This is a genomic window from Rhizobium sp. SJZ105, assembly GCF_007828365.1.
Classification (GTDB): domain Bacteria; phylum Pseudomonadota; class Alphaproteobacteria; order Rhizobiales; family Rhizobiaceae; genus Agrobacterium; species Agrobacterium tumefaciens.
In genome coordinates this window covers 34,319-57,245 of sequence record NZ_VIUP01000010.1, presented here as the reverse complement: position 1 = coordinate 57,245, position 22,927 = coordinate 34,319, and the positions used below count along the sequence as shown (strand labels likewise).

Sequence of the window (22,927 nt, the reverse complement as noted above, 5' to 3'; positions counted from 1 at the left end):
ATATGAAGGAAACCTGGCGCTGGTTCGGTGAATCGGACCCCATCACCTTGCAGCATGTGCGGCAGACCGGCGCCAGCGGCGTTGTAACGGCGCTGCACCAGATCCCCGACGGCACGGCGTGGCCGGCCGAAGAGATCGCCAAACGCAAGGCGATGATCGAGGCGGCCGGTCTGGAATGGAGTGTCTGCGAATCCATTCCGATGGAACAGTCCATCAAGCGCGGCGATGCCGATGCGCCGAAGGCGATTGCGCGCTGGAAAGATACACTCTCCCGTCTCGGTCGCGCGGGTGTTCCCGTCGTCTGCTACAATTTCATGCCGGTGGTGGACTGGACACGCACGAACCTGCGCTGGCAGGCACGCAATACCGGATTGGCGCTGCGCTTCGAAATGGCGGATTTCGTCGCCTATGACGTCTTCATCCTGAAGCGTATTCGTGCTGCTGAAAATTACGATCCTGCGCTCGTGGCGCGAGCCGAAAAGCGTTTTGCGCAAATGAGCGAAGATGACCAGTCGCTTCTCGAGCGTAACATCATCGCCGGCCTGCCGGGCGGCGCCCTGGTGCAGACGCGCGAATCCATCGCCGCTCTGATTGCTTCGTTCGATGGCGTCGACAGCGCGACCATGCAGGGCAATCTTCTGGCCTTTCTGAGAGAGGTCGTGCCGGTGGCGGAAGAGGTGGGCGTGCATCTCGGCATCCACCCTGATGATCCACCGTTCTCCCTGTTCGGCCTGCCGCGCGTTGTGTCGACACCTGCAGATATTCGCGCCATTCTCTCGGCCGTTGAAAGCCCGAACAATGGCATCACCCTTTGTACCGGCTCCTACGGCGCCCGCAGCGACAATGATCTTGTGGCGATGGCACGGGAGTTCGCGTCTCGCATCAATTTCGCCCATCTTCGGAATGTGACCGTTGAGCCGGATGGTTCCTTCTTTGAGGACGATCATCTGGATGGCGGAACGGACATGATTGGAGTCATCGAGGCATTGTTGCGCGAGGAGCGGGCCGCCGCCAAGGCTGGCCGCCGCACCAATATTCCAATGCGGCCTGACCACGGCCATCTGCTGGGTGATGACATCACCAAAAAGACCAATCCCGGATATTCCTACATTGGCCGCATGAAGGGGCTCGGCGAACTCCGCGGCGTCATCCGCACCATTGAGCGCCAGCTTCGCCGCGAGGAGGGTGCCGCATGAAAACCCGCAAACTTGGTCGCACGGCGCTGTCGCTGAGCGAACTTTCCTTCGGCGCGGCCGGTATCGGTAATCTCTATCGCAGCGTCAGCCGCGAAGATGCGATGGAGACGCTGCAAGCCGCCTGGGACGCCGGCATCCGCTATTTCGATACCGCACCCTATTACGGGCAGGGCCTTTCCGAACGCCGCCTCGGGGATTTTCTTCAGGGGAAACCACGCGACGAATTCGTGCTGTCCACCAAGGTCGGGCGGATTCTGAAACCGGCTGAAGCGGGCGTGACACCGGATTACGGTTTTGTCGATGCACTGCCTTTCGTGGTGGAATACGACTACAGCTATGATGGCATCATGCGCTCGCATGAGCAAAGCCTCGCCCGGCTTGGTCTCGGTTCAGTGGATATTCTCTATGTCCACGATCTGGAGGAGACCACGCTTGGGGAAGAGGCCTATCGCCATCATTTCAGGATATTCACCGAAAGCGGCATCGAGGCCCTGCACGAGTTGAAGGCGACAGGCCGGATCGGCGCGTTCGGTCTTGGCGTGAATGAGGTTCCGGCTTGTCTGAACCTCATGGAGATAGACGAGATCGACTGCATTCTTCTGGCGGGTCGTTACACGCTGCTCGACCGGTCGGCTGCAGCAAAGCTGCTGGGGCGTTGTGCGGAAACCGGCACCTCGCTCGTCATCGGCGGCGTCTTCAACTCTGGCATTCTTGCGACGGGTGCAAGGCCGGGTGCGACTTTCAACTATAGTGAAGCAGCAGCAGATGTCATGGAGCGGGTGCGCGCCATGGAGCTCCACGCTGCCGGGCACGGGGTTGCACTTGCGGCCGCTGCCCTGCATTTTCCGCTGCAAAATGCCGATGTCGCAAGTGTCCTGATCGGCACCGCAAAACCGGACAGCCTTTTGCGCAACCTGTCTATTTTCGAAACGGCCGTGCCGGACGCCGCCTGGGCGGGTTTCGACGCGCTCGCCCTCGAAAATTGACCGCAACGACAGGGAGGAGGACGCCATGGATCTGATCGATACTCACCAGCATCTGATCTTGCGAGGCAAGCTCGGTTATGCCTGGACACGAGGGGAGCCCAGCCTTGCGGGAAGCTTCACCCAGGCTGATTACGCAGCGCTTGTCGAGGGATGTGGCGTAGTGGGTACGATCTTCATGGAAAGCGGGGTGGATGACGGCGACTATCAGGCTGAGGCTCGCCTCATCGCCAGCATGATCGGCGAGGGTGGCTTGCCGATGTTCGGCCAGATCGCCAGTTGCCGACCGGAAACGGATAATGGTTTCGAAGCCTGGCTGGAGGAGTGCCGCCACCTCAACGTGGTCGGTTTCCGGCGCATTCTCCACGTTATGCCCGACGACCTCAGCCGCGAGGAAAATTACCGACGAAACGTGCGCACGATTGGAAAGGCCGGATGGCCGGTCGATCTGTGTTTTCATTCCCGCCAGCTTGCCATTGCCGCCGAACTTGTCGGGGCCTGCCCCGATGTGCGCTTCATGCTCGACCATTGCGGCACGCCGGACATTGCCGGAAACGATTTTCGGGAGTGGAGCGGGCGTATGGCCGACTTGGCGACGCTGCCCAATCTCTTCGTCAAACTCTCCGGCATCACCGCCTATTGTGCACCGGGATGCGCGACGCTGGAAAGCGTGACACCCTATTTGGAAAACGTGATCAACCTGTTCGGACCTGAGAGAATGGTCTGGGGCGGCGACTGGCCGGTGGTCGATCTCGGCTCGGGTCTACCGGAATGGATCGGTATGACGAGTGAGCTTCTTTCAACGCTCTCGCCCGACGAGCAGGCATCGATCGGCCACCGCAATGCCAGACTGTTTTATTTGGCGACATAGCTTGCAGCTTTTCATGCCGATTGTGCATTGCGTCGGCCGGATATGCCAAGAAGCGCGCCGGCGCGCGCTTCATACGCCTGTGCTTTACTCGGCTGGCTGCGCTGCGGTTGTCGTCGCAGAGCGGTTGGTCTCTCCAGAAAGGCTGCGCTGACCGAGGCTGATAATGGTGACTGTCGACAGGGTGGCGGCAATCGATACCCAGAAGCCGTTGCTCGGGCCGAAATTATCGATCACCCAGCCGGAAATGAAGGCGCCGAGCGCCATGCCGATACCGATGCCGGTCATCACCAAGGTCACGCCTTCCGTCAGCATCGATTCCGGGACGCGGCGCTCGATCAGGCCAAATGCCGTGATGAAGATGGGAGAGATTGCAACGCCGCTGAGGAATACGGCGAAGGCAAGCAGGGAAACTGTCGTGCTTGCAAAGAGGAGCGGCAGCGCGGTGAGCGCAAGGACGCTGACGGCGATCAGCAATTGCCGTTGCAGCGGCATTTTGGGGTTGATCGCGCCCAGAAGCAGGCCGACGACAAACGAACCGATGGCATAGACGCCGATGACGAGGCTGGCAGCTTCCGGTTGACCGAGTTCTTTGGTGATGGCAACGGCACTTACCTCGGCTGTGGCGAAAGTGGACCCTACGAAGATCAGGGCGACCGTGATGATCTGGACCGAACGCAGCCGGATAGCCGAATGTTGCCTGCTGCCACTTTCAAAACTGCGTACCTTGGGTTCGGTCGATCGTTGCAGCAGAAAGGCAAAGGTACCGAGTGCCAGCGAGGCGGTGCTGATCATCATACCTGCTTCCGGAAAGAGTGAGACCGCGAGACCGACGGAGAGCGAGGCGCCGGCGATGTAGACAAGTTCGTCGGCGGCGGATTCAAATGCAAAAGCAGTGTTCAGCTCAGGCCGGTCACGGAAGATTTCCGTCCAGCGGGCGCGCATCATCGCGGGAATACTCGGCATGGCCGCGGCGAGGAAGGCTGAAAGAAAGAGCGTCCAGGCAGGCCATCTCTGGTTGGTCGCGATAATCAGGATAGCAAAGGCGATGACCGATATGATGGTGGCCGGGACAAGGACGCTGCTCTGGCCCTTGCGGTCCACCAATCGGGAAATCTGCGGCGCAACCGCGGCATTGGTCAGCGCGAAGGTTGCCGAGACCGCACCGGCAAGCCAATATTCACCATAGGTCTGGGAAAGCATGGCGACGATGCCGATCGGTGCCATCGCAATCGGAAGACGGGCAAAGAAGCCTGCGGCGGAAAAGCCTTTGGCGCCCGGAGCCCGGAAAATTTCTCTATATGGATTAGACATCGGGATGCACCTTGTTTAGGGAGTACCCACCACAAACATACGTGGCGTATGCAAATGAAATAATTGCATACGTCGCGTATGTCAACTAGTATACGCGACGTATGTAGAATTCGGAGAAAAAATGCGCAAACCTCGCAGTGAAATGATTGCCGAGACGCGGGCGAAGCTTCTGGTCGCTGGCCGCAAGGCATTTGGCAGCATCGGCTATGCCGACGCTTCGATGGACGACTTCACTGCCGAAGCAGGGCTGACCCGCGGCGCGCTTTATCATCATTTTGGCGACAAGAAAGGCCTGCTGCTGGCGGTTGTGGGTGAGATCGACGCCGAGATGACGAAAAGGCTCTGTGACATTTCGTCTAGGGCCGCGACGCGTTGGGAGGGTTTCGTTGAGGAAAATGTCGGTTACATTCTCATGGCTCTGGAGCCGGAAATCCAGCGGATCATGTTCCGTGATGGGCCAGCCGTTCTCGGCGACCCTTCACGTTGGCCAAATGCCAATGGTTGTATCTCGGCCGTTGCGCGAAGTCTCGATGCGCTGAAGCAGGAAGGGACGATCGTCGACATTGATCCGGAGGCCTGTGCGCGTTTCATCAATGCGGCGAGCAGCAGTGCAGCCCAGTGGATCGCGAATTCCGACGACCCCGAAACGACCTCGAAACGCGCCGTCGACAGTTTCCGCACCTTTCTGGAAGGGCTGAGGATCACACGCTGATCCGCTTGTCGCCGGTTCTGCGTACACATCAGTGTCAATCTCGTTCCGGCTGAGTGGGTAACCCTGAGCCGGCGATATTCCCCGAAGCGCGCTGAGCGAATCGTGCTGTCTCTCTCCCCCGTAGACTCGTTGGCGCGCCAGGGATGATAAGAAATTGCGGGCTCATCGATACAGTTTTTCCTCCTTGAAGAAAAACCGGCCGATCCGGCTGATTTCTGTTTACTTTTGTCGAAATTGCATCGCATCACGCTGTTTGAATTCGCTCTAAGGCCTTTCGCAAACTACGGAGGATGAGATGAAAGCACTGGTGCTGGAAGAAAAAGGAAAGCTCTCGCTCAGGGAGTTCGACATTCCCGGCAAGCTCGGACCCAAGGATGTGCGCATCCGTACCCATACCGTCGGGATTTGCGGCTCGGACGTCCATTATTATACCCATGGCAAGATCGGCCATTTCGTTGTGCATGCGCCGATGGTGCTGGGCCATGAAGCTTCCGGAACGGTAATCGAGACCGGTGCCGAGGTTGCGCATCTGAAGCCGGGTGATCGCGTCTGCATGGAGCCGGGCATTCCCGATCCGACCTCGCGCGCCTCCAAACTTGGCATTTACAATGTTGATCCGGCGGTCAGCTTCTGGGCAACGCCACCCGTTCACGGTTGCCTGACACCGGAAGTCATTCATCCCGCCGCCTTTACATACAAGTTGCCCGACAACGTTTCCTTTGCCGAAGGCGCCATGGTGGAACCCTTCGCCATCGGGATGCAGGCAGCGCTCAGGGCGCGTATTCAGCCCGGCGATGTTGCCATCGTGACGGGCGCCGGTCCGATCGGCATGATGGTTGCGCTGGCGGCGCTAGCCGGCGGTTGCGCAAAGGTTATCGTTGCCGATCTTGCCCAGCCGAAGCTGGATATCATCGCAGCCTATGACGGCATCGAGACCGTCAACATCCGCGAACGTGACCTGTCGCAGGCCGTGGCTGATGCGACGGATGGCTGGGGTTGCGATGTCGTTTTCGAATGCTCTGGCGCTGCACCCGCCGTGCTCGGTATGGCGAAACTCGCACGTCCCGGCGGCGCCATCGTCCTCGTCGGTATGCCGGTCGATCCGGTGCCGGTCGATATCGTCGGCTTGCAGGCAAAAGAGCTGCGGGTGGAGACGGTTTTCCGCTACGCCAATGTGTATGACCGTGCGGTCGCTCTCATCGCGTCCGGCAAGGTCGATCTGAAGCCGCTGATCTCCGCGACCATTCCCTTCGAAGACAGCATTGCCGGTTTTGATCGTGCGGTGGAGGCAAGGGAAACGGACGTGAAGCTGCAAATTCTGATGCCGCAATAATCCCTTCCGGCAAGCCGCCTGCCGATGCAGGGGCGTCAAAAACCCTTCGGAAAAGTATAAGCTCGACCTGCTGGTGATCGGCGGGTCGAGCTTTAAAAAATCATCACATCGATCTTTAAGATGCGCATTTTCTGGGCGTATGGCGTGCAACTGCGCGAAAAAATGGGCGCAACCGCTGGCTTAGTTGTCGGCGGATGCACGGCACTCTTCAATTTCTGACAAAAAACAGTCAAAAAAGTATCGGTAATTTCCCCGGTATGATGTGGAAGTAAATGTGCCGCAGGCCATATGCTCCCCATCAACGCCTGGGACGAGCCATAAAGAGGAATGGCTTTGCTCCGCGAATACGGCGGACGTGACCGATGGGAGGAAACATCGATGCAGCCCGATCTGGAACTGGTACATATCCGCAAGGGCGAATCCTTCGCCGCCTGGCGGCATGGCTATCCGTTCCGCACCGTGCGCTGGCATTACCATCCCGAATATGAAATTCATCTGGTCGTGGCGACGTCAGGCACGTTCTACATTGGCGATTTCGTCGGTCGCTTCGGCCCGGGCCAGCTAATCATGACTGGCCCAAATCTCCCTCAAAACTGGATCAGCGAGATCGAGCCGGACGAGATCGTTCCCACGCGCTCTCTCGTCATCCAGTTTCCGGAAGCTTTTATCGAGGATGCCTGCGCTTCCATGTCCGAGATGGAGGTAGTTCGCGCCCTTCTGGACCGCAGCCGCCGCGGCATTCTGTTCGACGATGAGACCAGCGATCGCGTTCGCCCGCTGATACTGCGTTTGATCGAGGCGCAGGGGTTGAAGCGTCTTGCGATTTTTTGGGAAATTCTCGATCTGCTGGTCAATGCGCCGGCGCCCGAGGTGCTGGCGAGCCTGAGCTACGAGCTGGACCTGACGGGCATCGGCGATAGCGGCATCAACCGCGCCTTGTCGCATCTGCGCCAGCACCTGACCGAACAGGTCGAGGAAATCGATCTGGCCGACATGGTTGGCCAGAGCCAGAGTGCCTTTTCCCGTGCCTTCAAGCGACATACGGGAACGACTTTGGTGCGCTATCGCAATCAGCTGCGCATCGATCTGGCCTGCCAGATGCTTCTGGTGGATCAGGACGTGAAGGTGGCGGAAGTCTGCTACGACGTGGGCTTTTCAAACCTTTCGAATTTCAACAGGCATTTCCTGAAGCTGAAGGGAATGTCGCCATCGAGGTTTCGTACGGTATTCGCGGCCCAGAAGGCAGCGGTCATGGCGGATTAAACCAAGATACATCGCGGATTTTTCACCAATTCGGGCAGAGGACTGTCCGGAAACGGGCTCTTATTGCCCAGATTTTCCAAACGGGAGGAAGTTACTATGAGAATGAAATCCAAGTTCCTGATGGCATCGGCCGCACTTGCAATGATGGCCGCTCCGGCATTGGCACAGGACAAGCTGAAAATCGGCATGACGTTCCAGGAACTGAACAACCCCTATTTCGTGTCCATGCAGGAAGCGCTGAAGGAAGCCGCGGCAAGCATCGGCGCTGATGTTGTCGTCACCGACGCCGGCCACGATGTGGCAAAGCAGATTTCCGACGTGGAAGACATGCTGCAGCAGAAGATCGACATCCTGCTTCTGAACCCGACCGACAGCGCCGGCATCGAAGCCGCCGTGCACGCTGCCAAAGCTGCCGGCGTGATTGTCGTTGCTGTCGACGCCAACGCAAACGGCCCGGTCGACACCTTCGTCGGCTCGAAGAACCGTGACGCAGGCTACAAGTCTTGCAAGCATCTCGGTGATGCGCTCGGCGGCAAGGGTGAAGTTGCAATCCTCGACGGTATCCCGGTCGTGCCGATCCTGCAGCGCGTCGAAGGCTGCAAGGCAGCGCTTGCAGAATTTGCCGATATCAAGCTTGTCGACACGCAGAATGGTCGTCAGGACCGCTCCGTTGCGCTCGGCGTCGTTGAAAACATGATCCAGTCCCGTCCGAACCTCGCCGGTATCTTCTCGGTGAATGATGGCGGCGCAATGGGTGCACTCGCTGCGATCCAGGGCTCCGGCAAGGACATCAAGCTGACCTCGGTTGATGGTGCTCCCGAAGCTGTGAAGGCAATTGCCGACGGCGGCCCTTTCATCGAAACGACCGCGCAGTTCCCGCGTGACCAGGTGCGCGTTGGCCTTGCCATGGCGCTTGCCCAGAAGTGGGGCGCCCGCGTCGTTCCGAAGGAAGTACCGATCGACGTCATGGTCGTTGACAGCAAGAACGCCGGCGACTTCAGCTGGTAAGAATTCCTCCCCAGGTCCCGTCCCCGCCTCGTGTGGGGGCGGGACATGTCCCGACCATCGAGGAGGGTAAAATGCTGGAACTGAATGGAATAAGAAAAAGCTTCGGCAAGATCGAGGTCCTGCGCGGCGTTGACCTGCAGGCGCGCGCCGGCGAGGTGCATGCGCTTCTGGGAGAGAACGGCGCTGGCAAGTCGACATTGATGAAAATCCTGTGCGGCATTTTGCAGCCCTCGGAGGGCACGATCCGCATTGACGGAAAGGACCGCCGCTTCGCCAATTACGATGAGGCGATTGCCGCCGGTATCGGCATCGTGTTTCAGGAATTCAGCCTGATCCCCTATCTCGATGCGGTTGAAAACATGTTTCTGGCACGCGAAATCCGCGGACCGCTGCGCCTGCTGAACAAGCGCGCGATGCGTAAACGTGCCGCCGAAATCATGAGCCGTCTGGCCGTGGACGTTCCGCTCGATGTGCCGGTGCACCGCCTCTCCGTTGCCCAGCAGCAATTCGTGGAAATTGCCAAGGCGCTTTCGCTCGATGCGCGTATTCTGGTTCTCGATGAGCCGACTGCGACGCTTACCCCGTCCGAGACCGAGCATCTCTTCAAGGTCATGCGCGAGCTGCGGCGTCAGGGTGTCGCTATCATCTTCATTTCCCATCATCTCGAGGAAATATTCGAGATCTGCGACCGCATCACCGTCCTGCGTGATGGCGAACTCATCGGCTCCTGCCTCACCTCTGACGTCGATAATGACCGTCTGGTGGAGATGATGGTCGGCCGGCGCATCGAGGCCAATTTTCCGCCCAAACCGAAGATCGATACAGCTGCGCGCAACGTGATCGAGGTCGAAGAGCTTCAACTGAAAAAAGGCGGGCCGGTCTCGCGCTTTACCCTACGGCAGGGTGAGATACTCGGTTTTGCCGGGCTTGTCGGTTCCGGGCGTACGGAAACGGTGCTGGCCATGCTTGGCGCGCATTCCGCTTCGCGCCGCAAGATCAAGGTCGATGGCGTCGAGACCCGCTTTTCCGGCCCGGATGAGGCACTGATGCGCGGCATTGGCCTGCTGCCGGAAAGCCGCAAGGAAGAGGGTCTGATCACCAGTTTCTCCATCCTGCAGAACATCTCCCTCAACAACTATCGCAAGTACCAGAAGGCTCACTGGTTTATCGACCTGAAAAAAGAGCTGGAGCACACGAAAAAGGCGATGGCGCAGGTTCAGGTCAAGGCACAGGGACCCTATGCCCGCGTGGACACGCTGTCCGGTGGAAACCAGCAGAAGATCGTTATCGCCCGCTGGCTGAACCATGACATGCGCGTCCTGATCTTCGACGAACCGACGCGCGGCATCGATGTCGGCGCGAAGGCGGAAATCTATGCGCTGATGCGCGAATTCGCAGCCAAGGGCTATTCTATCATCATGATCTCTTCGGAGCTGCCGGAAGTGATCGGCATGTCGGACCGCGTCTGCGTGTTCCGCTCCGGGGGCATCGTCGCCACCGTCGAGGGCGCAGACATCAATTCAGAAACAATAATGACAAACGCCACCACCGGGAGGGTTGAACATGTCGCTTGATGCAAATACCGGCATTGCCGAAAAGACGAGCGGTTTCGGCCTTGGCAGCATGCTGCGCTCGCCACTCGCCCTGCCTCTGGCGGGCCTGATCGTCGTATCGATCCTGATGGGTCTTGCGAGCGACAATTTCTTCAGCGTGAACAACATCATGAACGTGCTGCGACAGGTTTCAGTCGTCGGCATTCTGGCCGTGGGCATGACATTCGTCATCCTCACGGGCGGCATCGACCTGTCGGTCGGCGCGGTCATGGCGCTGGTCGGCACGTTGTCTGCCGGCCTGATGGTGAATACCGGCCTGCCTGCGTCGCTCGCCTTGCCGGCCGGGCTGTTCATCGGACTTGGCATCGGTATCTTCAACGGAGCACTTGTCGCCTGGGGCAAGATGCCGGCCATCATCGTCACGCTTGCGACGATGGGAATGGCGCGCGGTCTCGGCCTCATCTATTCCGGCGGTTATCCCGTCAGCGGCATTCCGAGCTGGATTTCCTGGTTTGGCGTCGGTCGCGTTGGCGTCGTGCCGGTGCCTGTTATCATCATGGCGGTGATTTACGCCGTGGCCTGGGTGCTTTTGCAGCGTACGGCTTTCGGTCGTCACGTCTATGCACTTGGCGGCAACGAGTTGGCCGCGCGCCTCTCCGGCGTCAAGACCCGGCGCGTCAAGCTTGCCGTCTATGGTATCTCAGGCGTGACGGCAGCGCTTGCAGCTCTCATTCTGACCGGCCGGCTTATGAGCGGACAGCCCAATGCGGGTGTCGGTTTCGAGCTGGATGCCATTGCGGCCGTGGTTCTCGGCGGCACGGCGATTGCCGGCGGACGCGGGCTCATTCTTGGTACCCTCATCGGCGCGGTGCTGCTCGGCATCCTGAATAACGGCCTCAATCTCATGGGTATCAACCCTTATCTGCAGGATGTCATCAAGGGCGCGATCATTCTGCTCGCCATTTATATCGGGCGCGACTGGCGTTGAGCCCACACGTCATATCTTCAAAGAAGCAGGAGAATTAAATGTCTGAATTGCTGCAAGGCAAGATCGCGGTCATCACCGGCGCCGCGTCCGGTATTGGCCTCGCCACCACCGAGGCGCTACTGGAAAACGGTGCAACCGTCGTCATGGTCGACTGGAACGAGAAAGCCCTGAATGAACTTGTCGGTAAACTCGGCAAGCGCGCCATCGCGCAGGTCACGAACCTTCTGGATGCAGACAGCTGCAATGCCATGATCCCGGAAATCCTTGAGAAGGTCGATCACATCGACATTCTCTACTGCAACGCAGGCACTTATATCGGTGGCGATCTCACCGAAACCACGCCGGAAGCCATCGACAAGATGTTGAACCTCAACGTCAATGCCGTGATGAAGAATGTACAGGCCGTCGTGCCGCACATGTCGGAGCGCAAGACCGGCGACATCATCGTCACCTGCTCGATCGCCGGACATTTCCCGACCTATTGGGAACCGGTCTATTCTGGTTCGAAATGGGCGATCACCAGCTTCGTGCAGGGCATGCGTCGCCAGATGATCCCGCATGGTGTGCGCGTCGCGCAGGTCTCTCCCGGCCCGGTCGTCTCGGCCCTTCTGGCAGACTGGCCGGAAGAAAATCTTCGCAAGGCCAAGGAATCGGGTAGCCTCATCGACGCGAGTGAAGTGGCCGATGCGGTGGTTTACATGCTGACCCGCAAGCGCACCGTCACCATCCGCGACATGCTGGTGCTGCCCACCAACTTCGACCGCGTTTAAACTACACTCCCAAGGAGTATCGCAAATGGCTTCCTACCTGATTGGCGTCGATGTCGGTACCGGCTCTGCGCGTGCCGGTGTCTTTGATGTGGCGGGCAGGCTTCTGGCCACCGCCAAGCGCCCGATCACGATGCATCGCGAAGACGGCGGCATAGCCGAACAATCGAGCGGTGAGGTTTGGAAAGCCGTTTGCGACAGCGTGCGGGAAAGTGTCTCGCGCGCCGGCATAGATCCCGCAGCCGTGGTTGGCATCGGTTTCGATGCCACCTGCTCGCTCGTGGTGCGCGGGCCTGAGGATGAGACCCTTCCGGTCGGCGCGCCGGATCATCCAGAGCGCGATATCATCGTCTGGATGGATCACCGCGCCGTCGAACAGGCGGAGCGGATCAATGCGGGCGAACATGCCGTTCTGAAATATGTCGGCGGTCGGATTTCCCCGGAAATGCAGACGCCCAAGCTGCTCTGGCTTCGCGAAAACAGGCCGGATATCTATGCGCGCGCCGAGCACTTCTTCGACCTGACGGACTTCCTGACCTGGAAAGCCTCAGGCGCGCTCGATCGTTCCGCCTGCACGGTTACCTGCAAATGGACTTATCTCGCCCATGAGGAACGTTGGGATGCGGAATATTTCACCCGCATCGGGCTTGGCGATCTGGCGGAGCAGGGATTCCGCCGTATCGGTGAAAGCGTCGTTCATCCAGGCACGGCGCTGGGTAATGGTTTGACCGATGAGGCCGCAACAGCCATGGGGCTGGTTGCTGGAACCGCCGTTGCCGCCGGTCTGATCGATGCGCATGCCGGGGGTGTCGGCACGGTGGCTGCGGGCGGCGATGCTTCGCGGTGCCTCGGTTACGTCTTTGGTACCTCTTCCTGTACCATGACAACCACCTCGGAGCCGGCTTTCGTGCCGGGTGTTTGGGGTCCCTATTATTCCGCCATGGTTCCCGGCGCGTGGCTCAATGAAGGCGGCCAATCCGCCGCCGGTGCGGCCATTGATTATCTGGTGCAATTGCACCCGGCATTTTCAGAGGCAAAGGCGCTTTCCGAAAAAGAAGGCAAGTCATTACCTGCATGGCTTGCCGACCGTGCATTGGCTTTGGCCACGTCTGCTTCCGCTGCCGTAAAGATTGCCGAGAATTTTCACGTGGTGCCGGAGTTCCTCGGCAACCGCGCGCCTTTCGCCGATCCTCATGCCCGTGCCGTCATTGCCGGTTACGGCACCGAGACGGGGGTGGATTCGCTTGTCGCGCTTTACGTGGCGGGGCTTCTCGGCCTCGGTTACGGGCTTCGCCAGATCATCGAGACGCAGGCGCGTCATGGCGCTCCCGTGGAAACGATCAGTGTCAGCGGCGGCGCGGGCGCGCATCCGCTTGCCAGACAATTGCTGGCGGATGCGACGGGGCTCCCGGTTGAACTCACCGAATGCGAGGAGCCGGTGCTTCTGGGATCGGCAATGCTCGGTGCGGTTGCTGCCAAGGCCTATCCCGACCTGATTTCCGCAATGCCCGCCATGTCGCGTATTGCCAAATATTCGGCACCGGACGCTGCATTCAGCCAAGTGCACCAGTCACGCTACGACGCGTTTCTGGCACTGCAAAATGCGGCGCGCGCCATTCGTTCCGCAAACCATTCCTGAAGCGCCCCACGCTTCCATCGTCCGGCCGTCTTGGCCGCAAAATAAAGAGGATTCCATGCAGTTTTCCGGAAAATCCGTCATCATCACCGGCGCAGGCAAGGGCATCGGCCGTGCCTGCGCTATCCTGATGGCCGCGCGCGGTGCTGAGGTCGTGGCAATCAGCCGGACCCAGTCCGATCTCGACAGCCTGAAAAGCGAAATCGGCGGACGCTCGATCCGTGTCGATCTTGCCGATGTGGCTGCAACGCGGTCCGCAATGGCCGAAGCGGGTCCTTGTGATTTTCTCATCAACAGCGCCGGCATCAACGTGCTCGAAAGCGTGCTTGATATGAGCGACGAAGGTTATGAGGCTGTGCTCGGCATCAATCTGCGTGCCGCGCTCGTCACCTGCCAGGAATTCGCCCGTGCCCGCGTCGCAAAGGGTGGCGGCGGCGCAATCGTCAACATCACGTCAATTGCCGGTCATCGCGGTTTTCAGGATCATCTCTGCTACGCGGCCTCGAAAGCGGGGCTTGAAGGCGCGACCCGCGTTCTTGCCAAGGAGCTCGGGCCGCACGGCATCCGTGTCAACGCCGTGGCGCCGACCATCACGCTGACTGAACTGGCTGCCGAAGCATGGAACGATCCGGCCAAGAGCGCACCAATGATGGTTCGCCATCCGCTGCAGCGCTTTGCCGAGGCCGAAGACGTGGCACAGAGCATCGCACTGCTTCTGTCAGATGATAGCAGCATGATTTCCGGCGCGGTGTTGCCCATCGATGGCGGGTTCCTCGCCGTCTGACGTTTAAGGGATGCGCGGGGTGCAAATGCATCGCCGCGCATCCTATTCCAGGACTGGATATCCGCTCAGGTCAGATCCGGATGTCTGCCAACCAGCTGGTTGCGTTTTGCCTGAAGAATTTCCTTCTGTTCTTCAAGTTTGAGCAATTCGTCGTCTATCTCATCGACGCTTTTCTCGATGTGCAGATATTGCTCTGCAAGAAGCGACTTCGCTTCCTTTCGGCTAGATGCATTCGGCGTGTCGCCATAAAGCGGCCGGTTGGCGGTTTCCTTGAGGAAAAATGTCGTCACAATGCCGAAGATGGCCGCGACCATGAGATAGTAGGCCGGCATATAGATATTTTCCGTTACCTCCACCAACCATGCGGTGAGTGTCGGCGTGAGCCCGGCAACGATGATCGAGATATTAAACGCGATAGCCAGCGCGCTGTAGCGGATGCGGGCCGGGAAAAGGGCCGGGAGGGTGGATGCCATGATCCCGATCAGGCAGTTGAGTGCGACCGCCAGGATGAGCAGGCCGAAGAAAATCTGAACAACCTGTCCGCTGGCGATGAGATGAAATGCCGGCAGTGAAAGAAACAGGATCGCCGTGCTGCCAACCGCCAGAAACGGCCTGCGTCCGATCCGGTCGCTCAAAAGCCCGATGGCGGGCTGGACGAACAGCATGCCAACCATAACCGCGATGATGATGAGGACGCCATGGTCCTCGCTGTAATTCAGCGTCTTCGACAGATATGTCGGCATGTAGGTGAGCAGCATGTAATAGGTAACGTTGGTCACGAGGACCATGCCTATGCATATTGCCAGCGAGCGGGAATGTTGGCTCACGATCTCGGCGATGGGAACCATGGGGCGCTCTTTCAGCGACTGCCGGTCTTCTTCTTCGGAGCGCTGCAGGCGTTCGGTGAAGGCTGGTGTTTCTTCTGCCGCGTGGCGCAGATAAAGCCCGATCAGCCCGAGGGGTGCCGCCAGAAAGAACGGAATGCGCCAGCCCCAGTCGAGGAACTTGGCTTCACCCATCGCGGTGCTGAGCAGCACCACGAGCCCCGCGCCAAGCACAAAGCCGGCGATGGAGCCGAAGTCGAGCCAGCTTCCAAGGTAACCGCGCTTCCGGTCAGGCGCGTATTCCGCCACGAAAATGGCAGCACCGGTATATTCGCCGCCAACGGAAAACCCCTGGGCAAGCTTGCATAACAGCAACAGAATGGGTGCCCATATGCCGATGGTGGCATAACCGGGGATGAGGCCGATACAGAAGGTGCTCGCGGCCATGATGATGATTGTCAGGGAGAGGACTTTTTGACGCCCGAATTTGTCGCCCATGGCGCCAAAAAATACGCCCCCCAATGGGCGGATGAGGAAGGGGACGGAGAAGGTTGCGAGCGCCGCCACCGTTTGAACGGCGGGTGACGCGTCAGGGAAGAAGACCTTGCCGACGGCATAGGCGACGAAGCCGTATACGCCGAAGTCGAACCACTCCATCGCGTTACCGAGAGCGGCTGCCGTAACTGCTTTTTTGACCTTCTCGTCATCGATGACGGTGACGTCGTCGATGCTCAGCGGAGTGGCCTGCATCTGGTTGTTCAATCGCTGTCCCCCTGAACTGCATTGCGCCCGAATTTTTTGAGCGCCATGAAAATGCTCGATACGCTTAAGCGTTCCATCGGTCGGCAGAACAATCGGGCCTTAGCTCATCTTATGGGGAGTATGGGCGGGGTCGCCCGACAGGAGAAAAAAGAACGCCCGCCTGGTAGCCGGGCGTTCTTTAAAGATTAGTGGTGGTGCTCAGGCATTTCCTTGAGCTGATCCTTGGTCCACGAGGTAATCGCGTGGACATCGCCGTCTTCATCGCGCATGAAATCGAGATCGCTGAGCGGTACTGCGACGGGCTTTGCGCCGATGCCGAGAAAGCCGCCGACGTCGATGATCGCGGTGCTTGCCGCGCCGACGCCATGGACGTGATCGACCTTGCCGACCTTGTGGTCATCTGCGCCATAAACTGTTGCACCTTCCAGAACCGACGGTGTCAGTTCGGTTTCAACGAGGCGTACGTGATTGGCGTGATCCATTTTTCTTCCTCCTGCTTGGGTTGCGATATGGAAACTCCCGCAGTGCAAAACCGTTCCATCGCGTCTGGGGGATTTTGGGCTAAACCGGTTGTCTGAACGCTTAGGGGACTGGTATGAACTCCAGCGGACCGCCCGCCGCAAAATCACGCTTGAAAAGATTGAACACGTGTGCAATATGAACGCGTGTTCAATCTTTTGAGAGATGGTTATTTCGCATGGACCTGATGCCTTATCCGGATACGTTGGCAGCCCGTGCCGAACTGTGCCGCAGCGTTATTCTTTCCGCCGGGGAACTGGTGCTGAAAGGCTTTCAGGGCGAGGCGACACGCAGCTTCTCAATGAAGGGCCCGCAGGACTTTCTGACGGTGACGGATGCAGCCTCCGAAGCGCATATTCGCGGCGCGATCTCGGCCTGCTTTCCTAAGGACAGTTTTTTCGGCGAGGAGGGCGGCGGTGTGATCGGTGATCGCGTCTGGGTCGTTGATCCCGTGGACGGCACCGCAAATTTCGCCCGCGGCATTCCGCACTTCTGCATCTCCATCGCCTATGTCGAAAACGGGCAAACCGAAATCGGCGCTATCTATAATCCGGCTCTGAATGAACTTTATTTCGCCCGACGTGGTGAGGGGGCGACGCGTAACGGGCAGCCGATCCAGGTTGCGCAGACGGAACGTTTCGATGCGGCCTCAATCGAAATGGGCTGGTCGACCCGTATCGCGAATGCCACCTATCTTGATGTCGTCAAGAACCTGCTCGATATGGGCACCAATGTGCGCCGCGCCGGTTCCGGTGCGCTTGCGCTTGCCTATGTGGCCGATGGCCGCTCCGATGCCTATCTCGAATTGCACATGAATTCATGGGATTGTCTTGCGGGACTGCTACTCGTCAGCGAAGCTGGCGGCGACGTCTGCCCTTTCCTGGAGATCGGTAGTCTTGAAAATGGCGGGCCGGTGCTGGCCGCAGCCAGCGGTGTTGCAAGCGGCGTCAGCCGGGCATCGAAGATACCTTTGGCAGAGCGGCAGCCTTCGGATCGGCAGCGGGCCGTATCGGCCTGAGTTTAGACGAGCGCCCGTCCGTGAAGGGTGCTTGGTGCATGTGGAGGAATGAGATGGATGGACCCGTTTATGCCCGGCCTGCGATCAGCCTGATTGCGGAAGGGCTCGGCCCGCGTAACGTTGCGCTCTATATCGGCGGCAGCGATGGTGCGAGCGACCTTGGGCTCCTTCACCGGCACGGCATTACCACCGTCGTCAACTGCGCCGTCAATCTGGATATCAATCTCGTGCAGGCGTTGGCGGAAGATGGCGACAGGTGCGCGGTGGGGTATGGCGACATCCGTTATTATAAGCTCGGTCTTATCGACGGCGAAGGCAGTCCGGACACGATGATGCTGGGGGCCTATTATATTCTCGACGGCGCATTGCGGCAGACCATGCCGAAGCGCGAAACCTATCCGTTCCCCGATGGCGGCAATGTGCTCGTCAATTGCCGCAGCGGCCGCAGCCGCTCGGTATCGCTGGTCGCGCTTTTCCTGCACAAGCAGCAGCCGCATCTTTACCCTAACCTCGACGATGCACTGGCTGTGATCCGCACGAAGCGGGAATTGCGGCCGGACGAATGGTTCGAGACACCGAAACCGATGCTTTATGCTGCTGCCCGCCGCGCTTCCGACTGGATCGATATGGTCGAAGGCAGAAAGACTGTCCAACCATGCTGAAACGCACGCTTCCTTCCGTCGCCGTCATTGCCGACGCCCATTTCCATGACACGGCGGCCGATTTCGGTTTTCCCGGCATAGAGGTCGATGGAGAACGCATCACCATGCGTAGCTGGTCGGATACACGCGAATCCACCCGTGTTTTCAACGAAAGCGCCGATGCGCTGCATGCTGCACTCGAAGAAGTGCGGCAGCGGGGCATTCGCCATGTGGTGCTGCTTGGCGACTATACCGACGACGGCCAGCGCGCGACATCCGAAACGCTGAAGGGTATTCTGGAGCGTCATCGTGATACCCATGGCACTGCCTTTTATGCGCTGCCCGGCAACCACGATATTTTCGGTCCGCGTGGCCGACATCATACCAAGGAGTTTCTGACGGAGAACGGCAAATGCCTTTCCGTTTCAAGCGATGCGCGGCGGGCCGGTGATCGGGTGGTGATCAGCGACCGGATGTATTGCGAAGGCTACCCCGTTGGCCTTGGCCCGATGGCGGCTTTCGGATATTTCCGCCAGCCGAACTATCTGCATTGGGAAACACCGTTCGGGCTTTCCGATGCGACGGAAGATCGTCTCTACGAGGTGCTTTCCCCCGATGGCACCAATATCTACCGGCTGATGGACGCATCTTATCTGGTTGAGCCGGAGCCGGGCCTCTGGCTGCTCATGATCGACGCCAATATTTTCGAACCGCTTGACGGCACTTTCGAGACGGGTGAGGAAGCGGCTTTCACCGACAGTACCTCTGGCGGCTGGAATGCGCTTTTGCGCTGCAAGCCCTTCATCATCGACTGGATTGCCGATGTGCGCGAAAGAGCGCAGGCGCTCGGCAAGACTTTGCTCGGCTTTTCGCACTATCCGGCGCTCGATCCCTTCGATGGCGCAAGCGGTGCCGAAAGTGCGCTGTTCGGCGAAACCAACGTGGTGCGTCGCACGCCGCGCAAGGCGGTTGAGGATGCGCTGGTTGAGGCGGGGCTCCAAGTCCATTTCAGCGGACATCTGCATGTGGAAGGCGTAACCCGGCGTGGGGAAGGGGAAACCTCGCTCACCAATATCGCTGTGCCGTCTCTGGTTGCCTTTCCACCCGCCTTCAAGGTCGTTCATCCCCAGCAGCACGAGATTTCCGTCGAGACGGTGGAAATGGCCGCGCTGCCGATAAACCGCCGCATTTGCCGGGGGTATGCGCAGGAAATGGCACTTGCGGGCGAGGATGAGGACCGCGCATTTGCGGCCGGCAATTATGGTGATTTCCTGCTTGGCCACAAACGCGCGCTTATCAGGCATCGTTATTTCACCAAGGAGTGGCCAGCCGGGATCGTGTCGGCGATTGCGGATAAAACCACATCCGAGGTTATCGGCCTGCTTGGTGAAAAAAGCCTTGCCTTGCATGATGTCGGGCTTTCCTCCGATCTGCCGATGTTCGAGCTTATTGCTGACTGGTATTGCCTGCGTCAGGGCGCGGGTCTGGCGCTTGTCCATATCGCGCCTCAACGGCTTTCCCTTTACCGGATGCTGGCGGAGCGGTTCGGCCGTGAGCCCGATCACCACGACGGTTCGGTTAAGAGTTTTATCGAAATCTTCTTCGGTGCCCTTGGGCTGTTTCTCGACCGTGCCGAAGGCGGTTTGCGGAATCTGGAGCTCCGTCTCACACCGCAACTCCAATCCGTTGCGGTGTGATCCGTAGGTTTTTTCGACGCAATCCGCGATGTGAACGGGGTAGATCAACGCCCCCTCGGGAAAGAGTGGCGGCAAGCAGGACAGGCGAGGTGATCTATTGGAATCGGTCGTTGTCAGCATCAATCTGTTCGGCGCGGTGGCGCTGCTGCTTTTCGGCCTTGGGCAGATCAAGGACGGAATGTCGCGTGCCTTCGGTGCCAAGCTTCGCATCGGGCTTGCCGCCGGTACACGGGGTGGGTTTCGCTCCTTCATCGCCGGTCTCGTGGCGACGATCGCCCTGCAGAGTTCGACAGCCACGGCGCTGATGGTTGCCTCCTTCGTTGAAAAAGACTTGATCGCACCGGCGATGGCGCAAATCGTGCTGCTCGGCGCGAATGTGGGTACTGCGACGACCGCGTGGATTGTCGCACTCGGTCTGGGCTGGATGTCGCCGATGCTGATCCTTGCCGGTGTCATCCTGTTGCGTGGAAAGTCGGTGCAGCGGCAGGGTGCGGGTGCTGCCCTTGCCGGTGTCGGCCTGATGCTGCTTTCCCTGCATCTTCTTTCTGCGGCGACGGATCCGATCCGGCAGTCGCCGGCGCTTAACCTCTTCATTTCCATGCTCGGCAATGCCTGGCCGGTCGCGTTGATCTTTTCCGCGGTGCTGGCCGTGCTGGCATCATCGAGCCTTGCCATCGTCGTCCTCATCCTGTCACTTGCGGCAAGCGGCGGCATTGAAACAAGCCTCGCTATCGTGCTGGTACTCGGCGCCAATCTCGGCGGCGCGGTTCCTCCGGTGCTGGCGACGTTGAAGGCGCCGGTCGCGGCGCGCCGGGTGGCGCTTGGCAACCTCATCGTCCGGACCACCGGCTGTGTCGCAGCCCTGCCTCTTGCCGGGTACGGCGCGGCACTGCTCGACATGTCGCCTTTCTCGCACGCCAATCTAGCGGTAGATGCGCATCTCCTTTTCAATCTTGCTGTTGCTGCGATCGCATGGCCGCTATCGCCTTTGTTGCTGCGGATGACGACCGCGCTGCTGCCGGAAAAAGAGGGAGTCGAAAGCCGCCGCAGCTATCTCGACAGTCATGATCTGGGTCAACCGGTTGCGGCGCTTGCCGGTGCAAGCCGCGAGGTCATGCTGGTTGGTGACCTGATCGAGCGCATGCTGCGTCAGGCGAATGACGCCATGCGCGACAGCGATCTTTCCAAGCTCAATGATATCAGTACGCTGGAAGGCCGGGTCGATAGTATCCAGCATGCCATCAAGGTCTATGTCTCGAAGGTGGGCCAGGACGGTTTGTGCCAGAAGGATCAGCGACGTGCGATGGATATCGTTGAATATGCCATCAATCTCGAACATATCGGCGATATCATCGAGAAGGGCATCCGCCCGGAAATCGCAAAGAAGATCAATCTTGGCCTCAGGTTTTCCGATGATGGCAAAAGCGAGCTGGAACGTCTATTCTCCATCACGCTCGACAATATCCGCATGGCGCAATCCGTTTTCGCCACCCGCAATGCCGACCTTGCCCGTCGGCTGGTGGAGGTGAAGGAAGATGTGCGACGGCTGGAAAAACAGTCATCGGAGCGACATCTCCAGCGCCTGCGCGACGGCCTGACCGACAGCATCCAGACAAGCTCAGTGCATCTCGACATGCTGCGCGATCTAAAGCGCATCAACGCCCATATCGCCGCCGTCGCACATCCGATCCTCGATGAAAGCGGTCTCCTGATCGAAAGCCGGATCAAGCAGGCGGTTTGAAGCCATGCCAGTAAAACGGCGCTGTGGTTTTTGCCCGGGAGTGCTCTTCTAGCGCGCGGTGATCCTTTCGACCATCTCAACGGGCACGACCTGAAGCCGGGTCTCGGGCTCGTCGCTGTCGAGGGCGGTCAAGACCTTCTCGGTCAGCGCGTCAAAGGATTGGGCAACGGTCGTCAGCTGATAGCTTTTCCAGCCCGCCTGCGGAATATCGTCGAAACCGACAATCGACAGGTCTTCAGGAATTCGGCGGCCCATCTCTAGCCTTGCTGCATCCATGAAGCCGAGTGCCAGCAGATCGGTCACGCAGAAGGCGCCGTCTATTGTCTTGTCCGTCAGCAACTCGCAGCCTGCCTGATAGCCGCTGTCATAACTCGTCGGACCGCCCGACCATGGAACGACCTCGATACCCTCGATGCTCATGCGCTGGGTGAAAGCGCCGGCGCGGCGCAGCTGTGCCGGTGTCTGGCTGCCGCTGGAAACGACCGCGACCTTCCGGCATTTAGCCGCCACAAGCCGCATGGCGGCGAGATCGGCGCCGTGGGAATCGTCGCTCAGCACCATGTTCGTATCGGTCCGGTCGAGGCGCTGGTTGATGAGGATGAGGCGCACGCCATTGGCAATGCATTCGTCTACGATAGAGGCTGGCGGCTCGCCGGAGAGTACGACGATGGCCTGCGCGCGAAACTCGAAAAGCAGTTCGATCAGCGGCGCGATATCCTTGCGTGCATCGGCCGCATTCAGCAGCAGACATTGCAAGCCGCGACGCAGAAGGCCGATGCTGAGGAGGTCGAGCTGTTTTGAAATAAACGGCGAGCTGAGATTGGCACCGACCACCCCAATGAGATTGGATCGGTCATTATTGAGGCCCTGGGCCAGACGGTTGACGCGGTAGCCAAGCTCATGCGCGGCTTTCAACACCTTGCGCCGGACGGCCTTCGATACGCTGCCGCCGGGGGTGAATGTGCGCGAGACGGCGGAGCGCGAGACACCAGCCTTTTTCGCCACCTCTTCGGCCGTCACGAACCCTCTCGCCATTCAACTTCCCCGTTGCAAAACCTCATGTCTGATATCACAGGCCATAAGGGCCGACTATTCCAATCGAAATATTTCAGGTGCGAAGCGCTCTTGCTGATGGAAGGCGGTTCTCGCTTTCGCCGGCAAATATATCGTCCTTTCCATTTTCATTCTGCGGGAAAAATTGACTGCTTGTGCGTCGATAAGAAAATTTGCAAAACACGTTCAATAAAACCGTTTAAAAACAATGGCATATATCAATGATCACGTGTGCATTTTTTCGTTGACAAAAGGCCGTTTAGGATG

At 59.1% G+C, this 22,927-nt stretch carries 20 protein-coding genes; 16 read left to right on the top strand and 4 right to left on the bottom strand.

The genetic code is table 11. The features are described from left to right. Positions 1-2: 2 nt before the first annotated feature. The 3 genes from uxuA to FB593_RS22375 are packed head-to-tail and all read left to right on the top strand — an operon-like array spanning position 3 to position 3,050. A complete protein-coding gene (gene uxuA / locus FB593_RS22385; RefSeq protein ID WP_065705756.1) occupies positions 3-1,196 on the top strand; it encodes a mannonate dehydratase in 1,194 nt (397 codons plus the stop codon). After that, positions 1,193-2,182 carry an aldo/keto reductase gene (locus FB593_RS22380; RefSeq protein ID WP_065705758.1) on the top strand — a complete coding sequence of 330 codons (990 nt, stop codon included), beginning with the start codon at positions 1,193-1,195 and terminating at the stop codon, positions 2,180-2,182. The genes uxuA and FB593_RS22380 overlap by 4 nt, the downstream gene beginning before the upstream one ends. Before the next feature lie 25 nt (positions 2,183-2,207). Beyond that, positions 2,208-3,050: an amidohydrolase family protein gene (locus FB593_RS22375; RefSeq protein ID WP_145167000.1), complete on the top strand. Its 843-nt coding sequence runs from the start codon at positions 2,208-2,210 to the stop codon at positions 3,048-3,050. 84 nt (positions 3,051-3,134) lie between these two features. Here the strand turns inward: FB593_RS22375 and FB593_RS22370 are convergent, their stop codons facing one another. Beyond that, complete coding sequence (locus FB593_RS22370; protein WP_145166999.1) at positions 3,135-4,361, bottom strand: MFS transporter; 1,227 nt, start codon at positions 4,359-4,361, stop codon at positions 3,135-3,137. A 121-nt stretch (positions 4,362-4,482) separates the two neighbouring features. On the opposite strand from FB593_RS22370, the gene FB593_RS22365 reads away from it, so the two are divergent. The 9 genes from FB593_RS22365 (at position 4,483) to FB593_RS22325 (ending at position 14,405) form a co-directional block, all read left to right on the top strand. Beyond that, positions 4,483-5,073 (top strand): TetR/AcrR family transcriptional regulator, encoded by a 591-nt coding sequence (locus FB593_RS22365; protein ID WP_065705762.1) that lies wholly within the window; start codon positions 4,483-4,485, stop codon positions 5,071-5,073. A gap of 295 nt (positions 5,074-5,368) precedes the next feature. Continuing rightward, a complete protein-coding gene (locus FB593_RS22360; protein ID WP_019566879.1) occupies positions 5,369-6,406 on the top strand; it encodes an NAD(P)-dependent alcohol dehydrogenase in 1,038 nt (345 codons plus the stop codon). Positions 6,407-6,784: 378 nt separating this feature from the next. Next, positions 6,785-7,669 (top strand): AraC family transcriptional regulator, encoded by an 885-nt coding sequence (locus FB593_RS22355; protein WP_003518205.1) that lies wholly within the window; start codon positions 6,785-6,787, stop codon positions 7,667-7,669. Positions 7,670-7,765: 96 nt separating this feature from the next. Beyond that, positions 7,766-8,677: an ABC transporter substrate-binding protein gene (locus FB593_RS22350; RefSeq protein ID WP_013762239.1), complete on the top strand. Its 912-nt coding sequence runs from the start codon at positions 7,766-7,768 to the stop codon at positions 8,675-8,677. A gap of 71 nt (positions 8,678-8,748) precedes the next feature. Then, on the top strand, positions 8,749-10,251 hold the full coding sequence (locus FB593_RS22345) for a sugar ABC transporter ATP-binding protein (RefSeq protein ID WP_013762240.1): 1,503 nt from the start codon (positions 8,749-8,751) through the stop codon (positions 10,249-10,251). Continuing rightward, positions 10,241-11,218 (top strand): ABC transporter permease, encoded by a 978-nt coding sequence (locus tag FB593_RS22340; RefSeq protein ID WP_145166998.1) that lies wholly within the window; start codon positions 10,241-10,243, stop codon positions 11,216-11,218. Before FB593_RS22345 ends, FB593_RS22340 begins: the two co-directional genes overlap by 11 nt. Positions 11,219-11,256: 38 nt before the next feature. Beyond that, positions 11,257-11,988 (top strand): SDR family oxidoreductase, encoded by a 732-nt coding sequence (locus tag FB593_RS22335; RefSeq protein WP_013762241.1) that lies wholly within the window; start codon positions 11,257-11,259, stop codon positions 11,986-11,988. 25 nt (positions 11,989-12,013) lie between these two features. Then, the gene (locus tag FB593_RS22330; RefSeq protein ID WP_060642856.1) at positions 12,014-13,624 is read left to right on the top strand and encodes an FGGY-family carbohydrate kinase; all 1,611 of its coding nucleotides are present in this window, start codon (positions 12,014-12,016) and stop codon (positions 13,622-13,624) included. 55 nt (positions 13,625-13,679) lie between these two features. Further along, a complete protein-coding gene (locus tag FB593_RS22325) occupies positions 13,680-14,405 on the top strand; it encodes an SDR family oxidoreductase (RefSeq protein WP_025595115.1) in 726 nt (241 codons plus the stop codon). Between the two features lie 65 nt (positions 14,406-14,470). Here FB593_RS22325 and proP read toward each other — a convergent pair whose 3' ends face one another. Then, positions 14,471-15,991 (bottom strand): glycine betaine/L-proline transporter ProP, encoded by a 1,521-nt coding sequence (proP, locus tag FB593_RS22320; RefSeq protein WP_186447957.1) that lies wholly within the window; start codon positions 15,989-15,991, stop codon positions 14,471-14,473. A gap of 185 nt (positions 15,992-16,176) precedes the next feature. Continuing rightward, positions 16,177-16,473, bottom strand: coding sequence for a PRC-barrel domain-containing protein (locus tag FB593_RS22315; protein ID WP_003518197.1), 297 nt, complete (start codon positions 16,471-16,473; stop codon positions 16,177-16,179). A gap of 215 nt (positions 16,474-16,688) precedes the next feature. Here FB593_RS22315 and FB593_RS22310 point away from each other — a divergent pair, with 215 nt between their 5' ends. From FB593_RS22310 to FB593_RS22295, 4 genes are all read left to right on the top strand, one after another. Next, entirely contained in the window at positions 16,689-17,528 is an 840-nt protein-coding gene (locus FB593_RS22310) for an inositol monophosphatase family protein (protein ID WP_112751653.1), read from the top strand. Positions 17,529-17,581: 53 nt separating this feature from the next. Further along, positions 17,582-18,190 (top strand): dual specificity protein phosphatase family protein, encoded by a 609-nt coding sequence (locus tag FB593_RS22305; protein ID WP_038494860.1) that lies wholly within the window; start codon positions 17,582-17,584, stop codon positions 18,188-18,190. Further along, complete coding sequence (locus FB593_RS22300; RefSeq protein ID WP_038494863.1) at positions 18,184-19,866, top strand: metallophosphoesterase family protein; 1,683 nt, start codon at positions 18,184-18,186, stop codon at positions 19,864-19,866. The genes FB593_RS22305 and FB593_RS22300 overlap by 7 nt, the downstream gene beginning before the upstream one ends. A 97-nt stretch (positions 19,867-19,963) precedes the next feature. Next, the gene (locus FB593_RS22295; protein ID WP_145166997.1) at positions 19,964-21,607 is read left to right on the top strand and encodes a Na/Pi cotransporter family protein; all 1,644 of its coding nucleotides are present in this window, start codon (positions 19,964-19,966) and stop codon (positions 21,605-21,607) included. Between the two features lie 48 nt (positions 21,608-21,655). Here FB593_RS22295 and FB593_RS22290 read toward each other — a convergent pair whose 3' ends face one another. Continuing rightward, positions 21,656-22,642 (bottom strand): LacI family DNA-binding transcriptional regulator, encoded by a 987-nt coding sequence (locus FB593_RS22290; RefSeq protein WP_003518188.1) that lies wholly within the window; start codon positions 22,640-22,642, stop codon positions 21,656-21,658. Between the last annotated feature and the right edge of the window lie 285 nt (positions 22,643-22,927).